Source organism: Klebsiella sp. GW_Kp181 (assembly GCF_040062315.1).
Taxonomy (GTDB): Bacteria; Pseudomonadota; Gammaproteobacteria; order Enterobacterales; family Enterobacteriaceae; genus Klebsiella; species Klebsiella oxytoca.
In genome coordinates, this window is record NZ_JBEAFR010000068.1 from 1 (window position 1) to 16,402 (window position 16,402).

Here is a 16,402-nt window from a genome sequence, read left to right on the forward strand (position 1 = left end):
GGCCATGTTTTTTGCTCCAAAAAAGGCGTTCGCACAAACGAGGGTTTGAGCGAAAAGAGTTAATAAGGGGTTTTTATGAGGTATTACGCGACGTCGCCGGGGTATGTGGCGTCATCGTAGGCGTAGAAAATTTCTTTATATTCCGGCGCGGTAATCTGACAGTTGCTGTCACCGGACTGGGCGACCTCCTGGACTATCCCATGCCGGGCACCTTTTTCACTGTCGCAGAACAGCAAACGCGGTAGATCAATATCAGGGTCGTCCATAATCCAGTCTTCCGGGTGCAGATCGTCGTTGTAAGGTATGGTAAGAGTGAAATCATCTATCCGCTGCGGCGTCAGCATCCGTGACGATGGACGACTGTTCTGAAACTGTATCCAGCACCGGGGATTTGTATAGCTCCAGTCCAGAGGCTCGGTGACATGTAGCGTTATTTCCTGAAAGTCGTATGTCATTGCGTCAATCAGGCAACTTTGGGTTTTCCCGGTTCGAATATCATCTGACAAAATGATGTGGTCACCAAAATCATGGCACCATCCCAGCATTGCTGTTGTAGCCGTATACGTCCGGCGTTGATGGAGATATTTCATTAACCGGCGCATCCCGATACGCCAGGCACGATCCGCAGTCATGACGACATCGATGGTGTAAGCCTCCGTTTTCCGGGGGAACGGATTTTCAGGCGTCCGGCACTGTACGGTCTCCTCCGCCCAGGTAACGGGATTGATGTATTTCACATCCACGCCATCAAAATCGTCCTCCGAAGGCACCCTGAATGATGTCTGCATTTCCTCGACAGTATCCTGGGGGGTGATGATTCCGGTCCAGCTTTTGACCCCTTCACGCCCGACGGAAAGTAAGCCGTCAGACAGCAGAAAATACCCCATGCCTGCTTCAGCTATCTTGTCGAAAATATCCTTTGCGGACGTGCTGTCACTGCTTGCCTGATGGTCAAAATATTCGCCTCGTGGCGTCCAGTAGTTAGCCTCAAGCATGTTAATTGTGGAAATGTCGATCTGGTCGTCGCGATAACCCAGACTGCGGGCCAGATGCAGGAATGCCCCGCTGATTGTCCTGTCACCACCGCCATCATAGTTTCGCGTGGCGACAACACTCACACGCTTGTCTGACTGCGCCGCCAGCTGGCCGCCGGTTTCAACCGTGATCCCTATTGTTGATATCCCTGCGTAGGAGGTCGGACGGGAAAGCAAACGACCTCTGAGCGCCTGCCAGAACATGCTGTCCCTCGCGTTGTTACTCCCCTGCTCGTTACGGCGGCGGCATCGAACCTCCACCAGCCCGGGAGAAGACAGATTAAAACGCTCTGTAAAACCGAGGCCATTAACGTTTTTAAGCGCGTACACCCCCTGCTTACTCGTCCACCCTGATCCGGAACCATATACGCGGTACTGAATTTCATACTCAACATGGCGAACCCGCTTATTCCCGTTGTTCTGGAATCCGCAAATTCCGTTTGGGAAAGCAAAGTTGACCTCGAAGGCGTCCACAACTTCATTTTGCGGGGAGGCCAGAAAGGGGCCGAGCCATGTTTCATTATCGTTGATACCAGACGCGGCAAAATCCACGACGGTACGGGTCAGAAAACCTGACCAGGTGTTGTCAACGGCACCGTTAACCACTCTCTGTACGGTCGCAGACGCTCCGTCAGTCGATGCTATCTGGTATTCGTTGCCACGGTGAGCCAGGGAAATCCGCTGCGTGCCGTCCGGCAGGCCAGAAAATGCGGTACCGGAATCGTATGCCAGCCTGACACTGGCTGAGACCGCCGGGCTTCCGCCACTGGATGCTGTACCGGCAGTAAACACAGGGCTGTCGCCAAAAACTGACGCGGGCAGGAATGATGACGTAATGGAACCGCCACGCCACGGGCTGGAGATTTCCACGATACGAATCACGCCGCCGTCATCCTGAGCAATCAATCCTGATCCGGTCAGCCCGCCGTTAATCGCCGCCAGCAAACCGGACATTGTGCCGTAGTCAGCAACCAGGTACAGGGTATAGGTGACGCCCTGCCAGGTCAGAGCAAACGTCTGGCTGGTTGTCGTAAAATCATACGTGGATGGCGACGCACTGGCGCGCAATGCTGCAGTCGATCCACCCGTTCCCGGAACGGCGTCCTGGTGGGGGGTATACGTGGCAATCTGCAGATCGTAATCGGTACCGCTAAATGTCAGCGTTACAGGCATACCATTATATGGCGCCACTTCTGCCACGGCGTCACCTGTCAGAACGTTAAAACCATCCTCAATCGATACCTGATAATTCACCGGCGCTTTCAGAGTGACAATTGCCCCCTCAATCCAGCCAAGAGGCAGTTTGTTCTCATCTTCATCATCATCGTTGTCATCATCGACATCGAGACCTGAAAACGAAACAGATGCACCGCTAACAGTCATGGCATCAGCAACGATATCACTGGCTTCAGGGGCAGTCTGAGCCATATCCAGACCTGACCCGCTTGATGTCCCGCCAACTTCTGTACTGTTGAACCAGACCTCGCTGCGACGGTCCCCCGCCACGTTATCGCCAGGGCCATAGCTGGTATATGAAAAGCCATCGCCTAATGGCAGAGCAGGAGTTTCACCTACCCGAAAATCACCGCCGGTGTAAGAGAAACGTCCATACCCGAGGCAGACAAACATTTCGACCGTCATCCGGGTGGGATCATTGGGGTCAAAGCGAGTGACCGGCTGCACCAGGTAATCTGGATAAATTCTGTTTCTTCCGAATACCTCTCGGACAGGATCGCCAAGCTTGGCTGTATTCGCTTTTGCCGGGTTCAGGTCCAGTGATGCTGAATTTCCTGATGAAAACCCGCCCAGCTCTGGTTTCGGGGCGAAAAAAAGCGCATAGGCCGTAGAGGCAATAGATACGGCAACCGATACCCACACGGCGATTTCCAGGCCGGTCCCATACGGGATCGGGTAAATCCGCACATCGCTGTCTGGCCGCAGCAAACATAGTGGCCATTCCGCAGGTGGAACAGCCCGGCCGTCCAGTTCGACAGCAACAGGATGCTTTCTGTCCTGCGAGTAGCTCGGAACATTCCTGACCATCCACTCATGCAGGGTCATCGCGCCATGTTCGTGCGTCTCAAGGGGTTCACCCGGCAGCCGGGACGGATAAAACTTTATCGTCATTGCCAGAACTCCACGCGGTTAAACCTTCGTATGAATCGCGCCAGTGGCAGAAACGTAACCCCCGAGCCTGGATTACATTCCGCGACCTGCAGCTGGTTATCGAGCATGACAACGATCCCGACATGGGTAACCGTTGAGCCGGAATAGCAGGCCACGCCAGCACCTTCGCAAGGCTCGCAGCGTTGCAGGGAAAGCATCAACCTTCTCGCCTCCCGGTCGAGGCCTCCCCCGTCTTTGGTCACTCCGGCGAAATCGGGCCAGAGGGGTAAGTTCAGATCGCGCCGGATTTCATTCACAATGCCAAAACAGTCGAGTTGCGGGTATACGCGACCGCCTTTCAGCCAGGTGACTGAACGGTATTTATCAGCGTTAAACATGTTTGCCTCAGATTAGTAACGTAAGCCCGGATGCTCGGCGAGGTTGTAACGTTTACGGGGCCAGGCTGTTTTAAGGATATTCATATAGCCCGCCGTGACCTGCACTGCTGTCGGGGTCCATGAGCCGGATTTGATATCGAGCGTATACGGTGATGATGCCGGGGAAGACAGATCGGATGAAATATACCGCCGGAATGTCAGCGTGGCTGATTTCATTTCATCCAGAACTTTATCGATGGCTCCCGAAACGACACCGTCAATATTACTCAGGGCGAATTTCAGATCCTGCGTTCCGTCCGCATTACGCGCTGGCAGTGCAATTTCTATCGCGCAGGCTTCAAACGTCGCCGGCTGACCATTTTCCAGCGTTACGGAAACGTCATCCCAGCCGCTGGTTAGCCAGTAGTTATCATCGCCAGCCGATATCTGCAGCGTGTCGTGGATAACCTCCGAACCGCTGCTGGCATATAGCCGCTCAAGAATTGTCATGCTTCGGCCACTCCTTGTTTAGCGCAATATCCAGTAACGACTGACCAGCCAGCCATTCCGGGTAATTCCCCCATCCAACCGGCGGTAATGGTCGTTCCCATAATTCCAGCGTTGCGCTGTACTGCCAGTATTTTGGCGCGACCAGCGTCGGCCCTTCATAAATATCCACGAACCTGGCTTTATAGGGCTTTACCCCGATGGGAGTCTGGAGTTTCAGATAGAACCATGACTGACCATCTTTAAGCGCATCCCTGAAAAAAGCCTCAAATACCTGCGCCAGCGCATCAGTTTTAAAAATCCATTTAACTGATGCCTGGGTCGGTGTTGAGGTGTATCGCCTTCGCTGCTGAGCGCGACCGGACGTCATTTCCGTTCGCAGTATCGGTGATATGGGCTTAAAACCGTACCCGTCCATCAGCGGCATAGGCAGGTACTCATCCGGATAGATAATATCCGCCATTAACTTTCCCTCCGGGCTGGTTTATTGTGGTTTTTTTGGCTGTAGGTTGGAGTAAATAGCCCGGCCGAATTTCTTCTGTGGGTTATTTACCTCGGCGGTTAAGGTGTTAACTATCCGCTGTTCAAGAGCATCATTTCTTCGCTCTACAGCCTGCATCGTTATGTCATCGGGTTTGCCGGTGAACGTGCTTCGTGCGTCCACGTTGACAGCTATCCGTGGCTGTGCCTGAATCTGGCTTGCTGCGCTCTGTACCGCAGGGGACTCACGACCAACCGCACGAACACCCAGCGAACCATCAGCACTACGGGTTAGCGGCATGATGGCTTCTGGCCCAGCTTCACCGAATACACCAGCCCCTTTTGCAAACGCAAAATACTGCGGAGTGCTGTATACACCGCCGCTGTATGCGGAAAGTGAAGGCGAATCGTAGACACCACCCAGAGCATTAAACGAAAAATTAGCGCCAGCGCTCTGAATGGCCGTCCCGGTGCTGCCACCTCCCCCACCTCCGCCAAGAAGACTCCCGAACATTCCACCAGCCCCACCGCCGAACGACGCCATAATCGCTTTGGTGATTAATGCCTGTGTTGCCATCTGGATCAGCGTCTTAATCACCGTTTCCCCCAGAGAGCTGAAGATATTCGACATCCCCTCTTTGAACGAAGTCGCACCAGTCAGAACACTGGTCAGGTTGTTGGAGATAGAGTTAGTGGTGGCATCCAGAATTTCGCTGGTTGCGGTGGCAGCCATTGAACTGAGGTCAGCAGCCTGATCGGCGTAGTTCATCAGTGAATCGCTGATCCCCGCCCGCCAGTCTGACTGCTGTTCATCGGTTTTCTTGTAGTAGTCCTCCTGAATCTGGAGCCGTTCAGTAAGCGCCGCCTGTAGCGCTTCCGTTTGCTGTTTGTACAGGTCCTCAGAAATCTGACCTTTGCTGAAATCCCGCTGCAGGTCGCGCTGCTGTTTGAGAAAATCAGTACGAATATCTGCCATTTCCTTCATGCGGTCGCGGGCCTTATCCCCCATCCCGGCACCAAGAAAATCAATATCCCCCCGATCACGCGCAGCAGCGTTGCTGTCAGCGAGCCCCTCACGGAACGTTTTTAACTGTTCAGCAATGTTTTTCTGATCGATAAGCGCAGCATTGTGCAGAAGGGTTTCTTTTTTAGCTTGTTCAAGAGAGGCTAACTCACCCTGGGTGACCTGGTATTTTACTTTAGCCAGTTCGGTATTCTGGCTTCCCAAAGCAATTTGTTCTTCCTGTTGTTTAATAAGACGCTTGTAAACATCTTCTGTCTTCTCAGCGGCTTTTAATTCTTCGCTTTTTGGCGCTTTCCGGGCGGGTTTATTGGATTCATTATTTCTCCACTCAGCAATTCCATTATTAATTAATTCCTGCCTTCCTGTCTGGTGCTGAGGATCACTAGTCAATCCCAAATCGTCGGCGGCAAAACCAAGTCTGGCTAACTCTTTTGCCTCGCCCTTAAGTTTCGATAACGCTAAATCTCGGCGACTTTTCTCAAGAGCATTTGTTTGTTGTGATGTTAAGTCAGCCTGCGGAATCCGCATCGGAGCATTAACCAACCCTTGTCGTGCCATCAGTAAATTATTACCAAGCCCAAGGAGACGGTTAAATTCAGTATGCTGACCATTCATCATTATTAACGATTGATAAGCTGAATTCTGTTCTGCGGCCTGCTGCCGGATTAATGCTATTCGCCTGTTCTCTATCCCCTCCAGTACCGACTGGATCGACTCAGACTTAGCCTGCATCTGAGCTAATCTCTCCTGTTCAACGGCCAGAGCGGAAGTCGCTTCCTCCAGACCACGAGTGACCGTTTCGACCGAAGTCAGGTGGTTTATCATGAAACCGCCACTGGTTGTCGGTCCAGGATTGGACAGGACATACTGATAGCCCGCGATCTCTTCCTTCAGGCTTTTTACTTTTGATGCCCGGTCATCAACAAGACGGTTTTGCTCCTCCAGCGCCTGACGGGTTTTGTTCTCATTATCAGAAACTTCAGGCAGGGACATTGATTTTGTCTTTTCACGGACTGCATCAATGGTTTTTGCATATTCCTGAGCGGATAATCTGGCCTGCTCCTGATTCTGGTACATCGTGTACCAGGCGCCGGCACCAAGCAAAACCAGCCCAGGAATACCGCCAACGAGGCCCAATGCCCCCCCCATGAGCCGGGAACCCACAGCAGTAACCGAGTTCAGTGCAGTCTGAGCGGATACTCTGGCCTGAATATTACGGTTAAGCGACTCCTGCGCCAGTGAGAGCCGTTTTTCTGCGGCGGCCTGCAGGTCTGTACCCCGCGCAGCTGCCAGTGCCTGCTGGGCACGATAAACTGCAGCACGCGCACGAGCCGTCGAAACCTGCGTCCCTCTTACCTGGGCTTCAGCTAAAGCTATTTCGCTTTTTGCTGCGCTAATAATCCCAGCCGTAGCAGAGCTGGCACCAAGAGCCAGATTTCCCAAATAACGGGCTGCGCCAACGGCAACAAGCGCTCCGGCTGCAGTGGCGACCTGATCAATATTTCTGGCTACGCCATCAAGTAAGCCGGTCAGGGTGTTTGTGGCTCCACTCGCTTCATTAGCTCCCCCGACCCATTGCATAAAAGCGTTTTCAACTTTGGTTGCCGACGATGAAACGGTCTGCGGTAATTCACCATATTCATTCCGGAGCTTACCAAGCTGGCTAATGAGGGCTGGCACTACTTTATCAATGGTTAGCTGCCCCTGATCCGCCATAGATTTAAGGTCTTTACGCGCAACCCCCATACCTGCTGCAAGCGCCCGTATAACCCTGTCGCCACTCTCGTTGACGGCATTGAATTCTTCGCCTCTCAGCACGCCCTGCGCCAGAGCCTGGCTAAACTGAGTGATGACCGAACTGGACTCTTGAGCATTCGCGCCAGAAAGTTTTAAACCAGTAGATATAGCCTCAGTAATATCAAGCACCTGGCTGGAGCTATAACCATATTCCCGCATTGAGGCTGCTGAACGGGAAAATAAATTAGCGTTGTCAGAAAAAGATGTTCCCGTTTTCTGGCTGATATCCATCAATTGTTTTTGAGAACCGGTAAAATCATCAGTTGATTGAGATGCCTGTTTTAAGCGGGCATTTACTGAATTCCATTCATCAGCCAGGGATATTAAATGACCCGTGGCAAAAGCACTGGCAAATGCCCCGGTTAATCCCAGTGCGGTAGCCTTTGCTGACTCCATCTGGTCGGTTAGCTCTGCCACAGAACGGCGAGTTTCCCGAACTGAAGCCGCAGCCTGCCTGCCACCATTCTGCATTGTCTTATAATAATCAGCCCCCATACGTGACGCGCGGGCTATCTCGGTCTGGAAAGACTGAGAGTTAGCAGAAACTTTAATAATGAGTTCGCGTAATGTTGCCATATTTCACCCATTAAAAAACCCGCCAAAGCGGGCTTATTTCAAATGAATTGTATTTATTCGTGATAACCCGGCGGGTAATATCCAGTCTTTGCCATCCAAGCGCGAATTACCTCCGCCTCTCCTGTACGTTCTTTCCATGCCATATAATCAGGCTCATTGTACATTCTATTGGCCTTCATCATCATTTCCTCATCATAAGTGGGGATATATTCGCTTTCATCGTCATCATGTGATACGTTTAAAATATCGTCAAATTTGAGCTTTGATGCAGTCAGGTCAGTATATGCTTTGCTATCTGTGGTCCCCATAAATTTACGACCATCTTTCATTTCAGCAATGAAAGTTACGTCCTTTTTATTTCCACCCAGAAATGCTCCTGCAATAATTCCAGCTGGACCAGCAAGCATTCCTCCAACAACTCCCCATCCCAATGCACCACCTATTTTTTTGACATTATTTTCAGTACATATTTCCAAAGAGAGAAGTTTATCACCGGTAATAACTTCTCCTTTTATTTGAAGGGCGGATGTTTTTATTGAGATAACACCAAAACCAGTTGTTATTTCTTGATAAGGAAAGTTTGCGTAATGTACTTTTATATTAGCCATGAAATATCCTCCATTGATACTCCATCGTACATTACCATCCTATTGATGGGAGATCAGCTATCCTTTTCATCTCCCCTCGGATGCCGCAAGCAAAGCGGCTTCTAAGGCTGCAAAAGGATCGCTGTAGTTAGTCGCCGTGTATCGATGAAAGCCCACACGGGTGGGCTATTTGCCTTTCTTTTCTGCTCGTTTTCTTCGGCGCTCTTCACGCTGCTCCTCGCGTTGCATATCGTCGAACACCTTCATTATCGCTTTCATCATCATGAAATTGACAAAGTGGTGATTAACGCAGCCGTGAATGCGTAACTGCTCGGTGAATTCCTCCGCAGACCGCAGCACCTCCATCATGTTCTTCTCGCCTTTCATGAACTACGAGAAGTCGCGCCCCGCTCTGGAGGCGCACTCAACGATTCGGTTATTCATGGTTATGCCGCCGCATACAGCAACTTCATCTGCCCTTTGACAGGAAAGGCAGCCATGCAACGGGCCTCAAAGTCCTTCTGGTCAATGCTGCAACTGGCAATGTTTGTGACGGCGATCAGTTGCTGCTCGACCTTCTCCAGCGCATCCGGCTTAAGATGCTGATGAATCTTCTCCTTGCTGTTGCCGGCTGCCTGTTTAGCTGCCTGATAGACATAATCAGGAAGTGCTACACCGTAGACCCAGCGAGCGGTGATCTGACCGAACAACGCCGGACATCCGCCGACATGACCAAAATAAGGAATGCCGGACATTTTCGACAGTGCCTGGTAGAACGGGTCTTTAAACCTTTTTTCCCAGGAACTGGGTTGCTGGCAGACCATGAGGCCGACAATCTGATCTTCAGTGAGCTGAAAATTTTTACTCAGCAGCAAATTTTTAATGTGGCGGTCGCAGGCGCGGGCGAATTTGACTGACAACCAACGGGCGAACTCAACCGCCAACTCTGGGTGCATCCATGTGCCGCCATAACGGCCTTTCTCAATCCTAATTAAAAGGGTAGAAATCTGCCCTTTAGAATTGAATGGTTCAATATCAAGCTCTTGCGCCAACTCGACAACGTAATCCCTTGTTGACTCCAGAATTGTCCAGTTCTTCACTCTCTTCCCGTGATGCTTTGCAGCAACTGTGGCATTAAACCAGCAATCAGAAGCAAAAGGGAATGAATGGTCATCATAATTCATGGGGACAATGTTATACATATCGGTATTACCTTTTAGAGATGAACCTTGTCTCACAGGAATCCGGCCCACAGAAAGGCACCGACAGCCAGCCGGTATCCTCAAGGCTCATCCTGAAAGGTTCTGTGTGAAGTGCGCGTGAGATGCGCGGTGAAATTTGGGTATAAAAAAGCCCCGCGTTGAAGCGAGGCTGGAGACGATTCAATTTTATTCCGATGCTGCGAGCAAAGCGGCCTCTAATCCGGCAAATGGATCGCCACTATCGATTACCTCATCCTCTTCTGTGCTCCACTTGAGTTGAGCATCTTCGATGGTGACTTTACCGCCCTGCGCCCCGTACATCGCTGAAACCAGCTGGGCATTGAGAATATCGCCACGGATATCACCGATCGGGCTGATACGGTCGAATTCAGCCCACATTCTGAATTCACCAACCGTCATGGTTTGTTGCAGTTCGCCCAGCGTGCGGCCCATCCGGAGCGCCAGCGCCATCAGGAACTGCATGCCAGGCATTTTTACTTTGCTTTGGCATCATCCGCATCACGAATGAGATCAAGCGCCTGTTTCAGCAACCGGGAATGGACAGGGCCATAAATTGCTTCAACCTGTTCGGTATCATCGACGGTGAAAACGTACTGCAGGTCGGTATCCAGCAGAATATCAATGAAGAGTGTGACATCTGCCCGCATCGTGCGGAACGCACGTTCTGAAGGGGTCAGTTCTGGCACCTCTGGCGCTTCCTGCCCTTCCGGTAGTTTTGGTTGTTCCGGGCTGGCAATCCCCTGCCAGCGAATCCAGGCTTCAGCCGATGGTTCACGAATGATAACTTTGGCGTTTTCCCACTCCGGAACGGTGACTTCTTTTTTACGAAAACCCGCCATTGGGGCCAGTGCCAACGCTTTAAGATTCTGTTTTGACATTAAGTTTATCGCCGGTTTCCCGGCGCTCCATTAACTGATGGTGACGGTGCAATCAGATGAGGTGATAACGTTCGCCGGAGTGGCAGAGTCAGTGACTACACAGGAGTAAACACCGGCATCTCCAGAAACGGCACTGGCCTTATTAAACGTTGCGCTGGTCTGCCCGCTGATGGTTGACGAACCTTTTTTCCATACGTAGGTATATGGAGCTTTACCACCTGTAGCCACCACACTTAAGGAAAGTGGACTCCCGGCAGTAACTGATTCAGTGACTGGCAGATCGCTACTAAATGCAAGGATGCCGGAGGCATCGATATTGCTCGGCTTACCCTTCAGACGAAGGGAGAAAGTCGCAGCAACAACGCTATTTGCCTGTGAATCCCAGGTGTGCTGACGCACCTCAGCACGCATCAGGAACCCATTTCCGGACGGGAAAATAACCTTAAATCCATAAACGCCGTCGTTATCGTATGCTGCACGAAGTGCATCCTGCGCCGGGTTGCGGTAGAAGTTACCGGAGAGAGACATCTCAGACGGTGCCGGGAGTCCGTTGATATTCTCCGTTTCTTCGGAGCATAGCGTTGTCACGTCAATATCGTTTTTCTGACCAGCGGTAAAGCTGGCCTGTTTAATGGTACAACTCAGGTTGAGCCAGGTCGCTGATGCCAGTTCTTCCGCAGTGACCGGCACTGATGTAATCATTACTACCGTTTTTTGGGCGCGTTCAAATAGTGCTGACATTGCAGCCTCCATAAATGAAAAAACCGCCAGCGGCGGTCAGATTGGATTGGTTCCTGTCAGGCAATAACCGTTATTTCAAGCGTTGCCCGATGCAAGTGGGTTGTAGTGTCATAACCAGGGATTTTGGTCACTTCGGTAGGTGAAAGCACTTCCAGCCGGGAAAGGGCCTCAAGCCGCAACGCCCTGGCCTCATCGTTAGTTTCTGCCCACACGTCTATCTGAATGTGCAGCGTCGATTCGGCCTGCCCACAGAAAACATCCCCGGCAACATCAGTCGGTATCGAGAAAATAATGTAAGGAGCGGCCACTGCAGGTAAATCGTCGCTGCCAAGCGGCACCACATACGGATAAACCCGCCCATCTGCCAGCGGCGACAGCAGAGTATAGATATCATCCTCTGTCATTTCGCCAGCACCTCATCGATCGCCTTGTTCATTCTCTCCATCGCTACCTTTGCAGCCTCTTCCTGTCGGGTATCAAAAGCGGGGCGAACAAAAGGATGTGCCGGGGCCGTAGATGTTCCCAGCTCCACGAAGCGCCAGTAGAAAGCATTCCGCTTGTTACTGGCCTTCATGGTGTTGTCGCTGTTCCCCGTTCGCGGATTAACGCCACGAATATGCACCCCCGACGCGATTTCCCCACGGCGACGGCTTTTCTGGGTAACGACAACAACGTTTTTCTTCAGTTTTCCACTTTGCTCAGGAGCCCGATCAATCACTTCCTGCCGGAGGACTTCAGCCCCGGCCCGAGTAGAGTCCCGGAGGACTTTGTTGTTTTCGGCTTTGCTGAGGATTTGCAGGTCTCGGGCGATATCCTCTAAGCCGGAAAAATCCAGATTCACATCAATCATTTTTCGGTCCCCTGTTTGCAGAGAATTTCCAGCCGGGTGCCTTTGCTATCTGGCACCGGAGGCCCGGTGACATTCAATGTCACTCCTTTGTAGGGGCCGTTCAGGACAAGAAGCCGCGATGATGCCGAAATATCTTTGCGATATCGAACCCAGACACGAACTGTAGCATCTGCCCTTTCTGCTCCTGCTGTCAGGTTCTCTCGTCCACTGATTCCCTTTACCTCTGCCCAGATAGTGGCGCCGTCAGACCACTCTTCTGTTGGCTGACCACTCGGTGTTCGCGTAGTAATAAAATTTCGGATGGTGATCCGATGCCGCATTGGTCCAATTTTCATCATCCCCTCCGGCTAAACACCCATTTGAATTCGCCAGGGATTCAGCAACCAGCGTGCGAGTCCTGGGATATCAGGACTCAGATCATCCCCGCGGTTTTCATACAGCCAGCCCACTATAAGAAGAACCGCGCTCTGAATGGAGGGCGTGATGATAAGAGGACGATCGCCGGCACTTTCATTCTCAACAGCACTATCCAGAGCAGCCTGGTCAGCAAAAAAGCGTCGGTTAAGAAACTGCATAGCAGCATCCTCCGCAGCGGCAAGATACCCCTCCACCATCGTTTTATCGATTTCATCATCCAGCCTGAGATGTTCCATGGCTGTTTCAGTGTTGATTACCGTCATAACCATTACCCTTTGGTTTCGGGGGCGCGGTTCATTTTGTTATCAGGGACTTCACCAACTATCGTCACCAGCCCGTTACCTTTGAGCTCAGCAGCACGTAAGCGAGAGACATGAAAAGGATCATCGGCGGGCGTCCTGAAAATATCGCCATCCATAAAACGCCGGACAGGCTGAACCTGAATAGTCCCGGCCTCAGTGGGTTCTGGAGCCGCATTTTTACCGTCGGATACAGACGGTTCAGCCACATTTTTTCTGGCCATCACAATCTCCTCAGAAAGAGAGGGCCGCTAAGCAGCCCTGAATTGTCAGCCGCCAGAAGCGGTTACATTACCGGTGACAAATGCTTCCGGACGATAAACTGCTAACGCCAGACGCTCTTCCGCACGAATGGTGACCATGTTTTTAATAAAGTCATCTTCGTTCTCAGTGGAGAGCAGCACTTCGATATCCATGCGATCGAAGATTTGCGCAGCCATGTTGAAGGCTCCAGTCAGGAAGTTGTTCTGCGCCATAGCCTGAGTTTCCACAACAGGAAGACCCCAGATCCGTGGAACACCACCATTGACCGGCTGCGCAATGATGTAGCGGCCTTCGTTATCTTTGGTTAACTCGATGCCTGCCCAGTCAATCGGGTTCAGTACAAAACCAGACGCCGGATATTCTGCAAGAACGGCCTGCAGAACAGCCAGGCGTAGACGGTCGATCGGCGTGGCGTTGGACAGGGTAAGCGCTGGAGCAAATTCTGTTGCCTGCGGCAGAATACCGAGGATATTCGCGCCGGTGCCATCGCCGCTCAGCAACTGCTGCTCCTCTTTAAAGCGAAGACCATACTGAGCACGGCCATCGATATAACTGGCCAGACCGGGCGCATCGTCCAGGATCTGACGGGACGCTTTAAAATAATGCGCAATGGTACGTACCGGCGCACTTTTCAGCTCAAACTTAATGTCTGATTTTGGCTTCAGGGCACCTTCCGCCACAGCTGCAGCATTATTGGTAAACCCCGTTTCCTGAACGAATTCAATACCGTTGGATGCAGTATTACCGGGGATCAGCAGGTTACGGATGGTAAGAGTGCGTTCCGGTGGTGCGATAATGCCCTGAACACGATCGGATACAACCAGACTGTTGGTTGCGCTCACGCCAGTGCCCGTAGTGGCCGGCACGTTCATAATATCTTTCTGTTCCAGCTTGACGCGGATGCTCTTACGGGCCGAACTGTCCATGCCTTTGAACTCTTCACTTTCGACCACCAGCTCACCGAGCGATTTTCGCTGTGCAGGTGCATCGTTCGGGCGGCGTGCACCTTTTTGCTCCAGCTCAGTGAGACGTTCTTTCAGCTCGTTCATCTGATTAAGGCTTTCGTCCGTTCTTTGTTTCAGTTCCAGCGAAACGGTTTCTCCTGCCTCCATTTTTCTCTTCACGTCTTCGCCGAAGTTTTTGACCTGATCAATCACCATGGTGAGCTGGGAGGAGATTTCGCCAATACTTTGTGGCTGATCGTCAGCCGATTTTTTCTGGTACATATAAATCCCTTAGAGAATTTTTGGGAGAGAAAACTGGCTCAGTTGCTGGCGCATCGCCGCAATAGCCGCTTTGGTTTCGCCGTCTTCGCCCCCGGACTCACTCCGGTCAAGCAGATAGGACAGTCCGCGGGAGGCGACCGCGGCGGACTGACTTTTCGAGAAACCTGCCTCTCGCAGGAACTTCTCAAATTCAGGTAAGGAAGGAAGATCACCGTGTGACAGCTTCGACTTAATGACGTCAATACGCGCATCATCATTGGCCGGCACGGTAACAATGGAGATTTCAACCAGGTCGAGCTTCGTTAATGTGCGGATCCGGGTTTTCTCATCGTAATTTGACTCACGGACGTAATAGCCAATGGAAAGGCCTGTAATGGCACGGGTTTTCATACCCCGCCAGGCGGTTTTCGCGTAGGCCGCGTCTTCAAGCCACAGGGCCCCTTCACCAAAAAGCCCATGTTTATCTTCTTTCAGGGTCGAGATGTCCCAGTTCCCGATGGGTTCGCCGGTACGATGCTGCCAGAGAACCGGGAACGTTCTCCCCTTCGCCCGTGTTTCCTCGATGCTTTCGAGAAACGCACCCGGCGCCACGACTTCGTTGTAACTATCGACAACATCGAAGACAGAACCGTATCCAGAAAAAAGGCCGTCATCGTTGACAGCCTTAATATCGAAGTTGAATGCCTTTACTTTCATGGCTGCGTTTTTCCGGTACATTCCGGCGTCTCCTCTGATTTAATGCCAAGCCATTCCCGCAGTGCGTTTTTGGCCGATTCACTGTCGCCGGACTTGCCAAGCTGATCTATCGGCAGCAGGTTAGATTGAACGGTTAGTTGGTCAGCGCCAGGTTTTGGCTGAAGGTTTTCTTTTTGCCGTGCTTCATTGCGAGTCATCAGACCGTTCTGGGTCATCGTTGAGTAAAAAGCGGCACGGGCGGCGCTGTCGGCACGTAAGAGACCTTCGATGGAAAACTCTGCGAAGTACTTATTTCTTTCTCCCGGAGCCAGGAGGCTTTTACGAATCGCCTGCTCAATACGGGTAAGCCATGGACGAAGTGAAAACGTTAAAAAGCCAATCAGCATCTGTTCGACGCCACTTCCCCACATTGTCTGCCCCTGGGCACTGTGTCCAATCAACCCCGGCCATACTCTGAACCACCGACAAATCTCTTCGATATTGAATGCCCTGGACTGCAGCATCTGGGCGTCTTCCGGGTTGAGGTCAACTGGCTGAAACTTCATTCCCGCTTCAAGAACCATCATTTTCCCGGTATTCATGGATCCAGAAAATTGTTCAACCATGCTTTCACGTACTTCATTGCGCTGCTCTTTTTTCAGGATTTGATCCATTGAGAGAACGCCACTGGGCCGCATACCATTTTTAAAAACTTTTGCGCTGGCTTCATCTGTTGCCATTGCCAGACCAAGTGTCTGTCGGGCATAACTGACAGGTGACAGGCCCATGACACCATTGGTGCTGAACGCACGGATGTGCATGATGTCCCGTTCATTAATGTTTCGGGATGTACCTGAAGGCCAGTCACGGTAGGTATAAATAGGATCTCCGCTGCTACTTAAATCAACCTTCATCCTTTCTGGCCTGAGCGGTACAAGCGAGGTAATACGCTTTCCGGTACGGTCGATTTCCGCGTAAGCATTCCCCCATAAAAGCAGGCTGGCCATGATCATTTCCCAGAACTCCACAGCGGTCATGTCAGCATTCGGCTGATTATGGAGGAGCTCATAAAGCGGGTGATCATTTGCACTCTGGCGACCATCAGCCGTTTTTTCGTAAAAACCTACAGGCAAAGTCGCGATGGTTTCGGATAACAGCCTTACACATGACCACACTGCCGATAACTGCAGGGCTTTATCAACCGTAACGGATTTGCCTGCTGCGGACTGCCCACCAGCATAAGCAGCCCAGAATTCACCGTCTGTAAGTGAGATGGGTACGCCGAGCCACCGGCGAACGGCGCTTTTTATCCGGCCTGGCTTCTTATCTTTATTCATGGTG

The 16,402-nt window shown here is 51.6% G+C and carries 19 protein-coding genes; all 19 read right to left on the reverse strand.

Going from position 1 to position 16,402, the window contains the following annotated elements:
- Window positions 1–83 precede the first annotated feature (83 nt).
- The 19 genes from ABLV11_RS17575 to ABLV11_RS17665 all read right to left on the reverse strand — a co-directional run bounded on the left by ABLV11_RS17575 (window position 84) and on the right by ABLV11_RS17665 (window position 16,398).
- On the reverse strand, window positions 84–3,161 hold the full coding sequence (locus ABLV11_RS17575; protein WP_348855556.1) for a host specificity factor TipJ family phage tail protein: 3,078 nt from the start codon (window positions 3,159–3,161) through the stop codon (window positions 84–86).
- A complete protein-coding gene (locus tag ABLV11_RS17580) occupies window positions 3,158–3,538 on the reverse strand; it encodes a nitrite transporter (protein ID WP_148406245.1) in 381 nt (126 codons plus the stop codon). Before ABLV11_RS17580 ends, ABLV11_RS17575 begins: the two co-directional genes overlap by 4 nt.
- 12 nt (window positions 3,539–3,550) lie before the next feature.
- Window positions 3,551–4,027, reverse strand: coding sequence for a DUF1833 family protein (locus ABLV11_RS17585; protein WP_070585354.1), 477 nt, complete (start codon window positions 4,025–4,027; stop codon window positions 3,551–3,553).
- Window positions 4,014–4,487 carry a hypothetical protein gene (locus ABLV11_RS17590; RefSeq protein ID WP_047720936.1) on the reverse strand — a complete coding sequence of 158 codons (474 nt, stop codon included), beginning with the start codon at window positions 4,485–4,487 and terminating at the stop codon, window positions 4,014–4,016. Before ABLV11_RS17590 ends, ABLV11_RS17585 begins: the two co-directional genes overlap by 14 nt.
- Window positions 4,488–4,508: 21 nt before the next feature.
- Window positions 4,509–7,901, reverse strand: coding sequence for a phage tail tape measure protein (locus ABLV11_RS17595; protein WP_348855558.1), 3,393 nt, complete (start codon window positions 7,899–7,901; stop codon window positions 4,509–4,511).
- 53 nt (window positions 7,902–7,954) lie between these two features.
- Complete coding sequence (locus ABLV11_RS17600; RefSeq protein ID WP_348855559.1) at window positions 7,955–8,509, reverse strand: DUF456 domain-containing protein; 555 nt, start codon at window positions 8,507–8,509, stop codon at window positions 7,955–7,957.
- 165 nt (window positions 8,510–8,674) lie between these two features.
- The gene (locus ABLV11_RS17605; protein ID WP_348855560.1) at window positions 8,675–8,875 is read right to left on the reverse strand and encodes a hypothetical protein; all 201 of its coding nucleotides are present in this window, start codon (window positions 8,873–8,875) and stop codon (window positions 8,675–8,677) included.
- A 59-nt stretch (window positions 8,876–8,934) separates the two neighbouring features.
- The gene (locus ABLV11_RS17610; protein ID WP_348855561.1) at window positions 8,935–9,690 is read right to left on the reverse strand and encodes a KilA-N domain-containing protein; all 756 of its coding nucleotides are present in this window, start codon (window positions 9,688–9,690) and stop codon (window positions 8,935–8,937) included.
- Window positions 9,691–9,876: 186 nt separating this feature from the next.
- Window positions 9,877–10,182, reverse strand: a complete 306-nt coding sequence (locus tag ABLV11_RS17615; protein ID WP_348855563.1) for a DUF4035 domain-containing protein — start codon at window positions 10,180–10,182, stop codon at window positions 9,877–9,879.
- A 2-nt stretch (window positions 10,183–10,184) separates the two neighbouring features.
- Window positions 10,185–10,589, reverse strand: a complete 405-nt coding sequence (locus ABLV11_RS17620) for a phage tail assembly chaperone (protein ID WP_049069900.1) — start codon at window positions 10,587–10,589, stop codon at window positions 10,185–10,187.
- A gap of 30 nt (window positions 10,590–10,619) precedes the next feature.
- On the reverse strand, window positions 10,620–11,330 hold the full coding sequence (locus tag ABLV11_RS17625; protein WP_143440380.1) for an immunoglobulin domain-containing protein: 711 nt from the start codon (window positions 11,328–11,330) through the stop codon (window positions 10,620–10,622).
- Window positions 11,331–11,386: 56 nt separating this feature from the next.
- The gene (locus tag ABLV11_RS17630) at window positions 11,387–11,734 is read right to left on the reverse strand and encodes a DUF3168 domain-containing protein (protein ID WP_064411110.1); all 348 of its coding nucleotides are present in this window, start codon (window positions 11,732–11,734) and stop codon (window positions 11,387–11,389) included.
- Window positions 11,731–12,180 carry an HK97-gp10 family putative phage morphogenesis protein gene (locus ABLV11_RS17635; protein ID WP_014838144.1) on the reverse strand — a complete coding sequence of 150 codons (450 nt, stop codon included), beginning with the start codon at window positions 12,178–12,180 and terminating at the stop codon, window positions 11,731–11,733. The genes ABLV11_RS17630 and ABLV11_RS17635 overlap by 4 nt, the downstream gene beginning before the upstream one ends.
- A complete protein-coding gene (locus ABLV11_RS17640) occupies window positions 12,177–12,515 on the reverse strand; it encodes a phage head closure protein (protein WP_048258044.1) in 339 nt (112 codons plus the stop codon). The genes ABLV11_RS17635 and ABLV11_RS17640 overlap by 4 nt, the downstream gene beginning before the upstream one ends.
- 12 nt (window positions 12,516–12,527) lie before the next feature.
- Window positions 12,528–12,860, reverse strand: a complete 333-nt coding sequence (locus tag ABLV11_RS17645) for a head-tail connector protein (RefSeq protein WP_348855565.1) — start codon at window positions 12,858–12,860, stop codon at window positions 12,528–12,530.
- A 5-nt stretch (window positions 12,861–12,865) separates the two neighbouring features.
- On the reverse strand, window positions 12,866–13,120 hold the full coding sequence (locus ABLV11_RS17650; RefSeq protein ID WP_014838142.1) for a hypothetical protein: 255 nt from the start codon (window positions 13,118–13,120) through the stop codon (window positions 12,866–12,868).
- Window positions 13,121–13,165: 45 nt separating this feature from the next.
- Window positions 13,166–14,386: a phage major capsid protein gene (locus ABLV11_RS17655; protein ID WP_014838141.1), complete on the reverse strand. Its 1,221-nt coding sequence runs from the start codon at window positions 14,384–14,386 to the stop codon at window positions 13,166–13,168.
- Window positions 14,387–14,395: 9 nt separating this feature from the next.
- Complete coding sequence (locus ABLV11_RS17660) at window positions 14,396–15,103, reverse strand: HK97 family phage prohead protease (protein ID WP_015370217.1); 708 nt, start codon at window positions 15,101–15,103, stop codon at window positions 14,396–14,398.
- Complete coding sequence (locus ABLV11_RS17665; protein WP_016809740.1) at window positions 15,079–16,398, reverse strand: phage portal protein; 1,320 nt, start codon at window positions 16,396–16,398, stop codon at window positions 15,079–15,081. Before ABLV11_RS17665 ends, ABLV11_RS17660 begins: the two co-directional genes overlap by 25 nt.
- Window positions 16,399–16,402 lie beyond the last annotated feature (4 nt).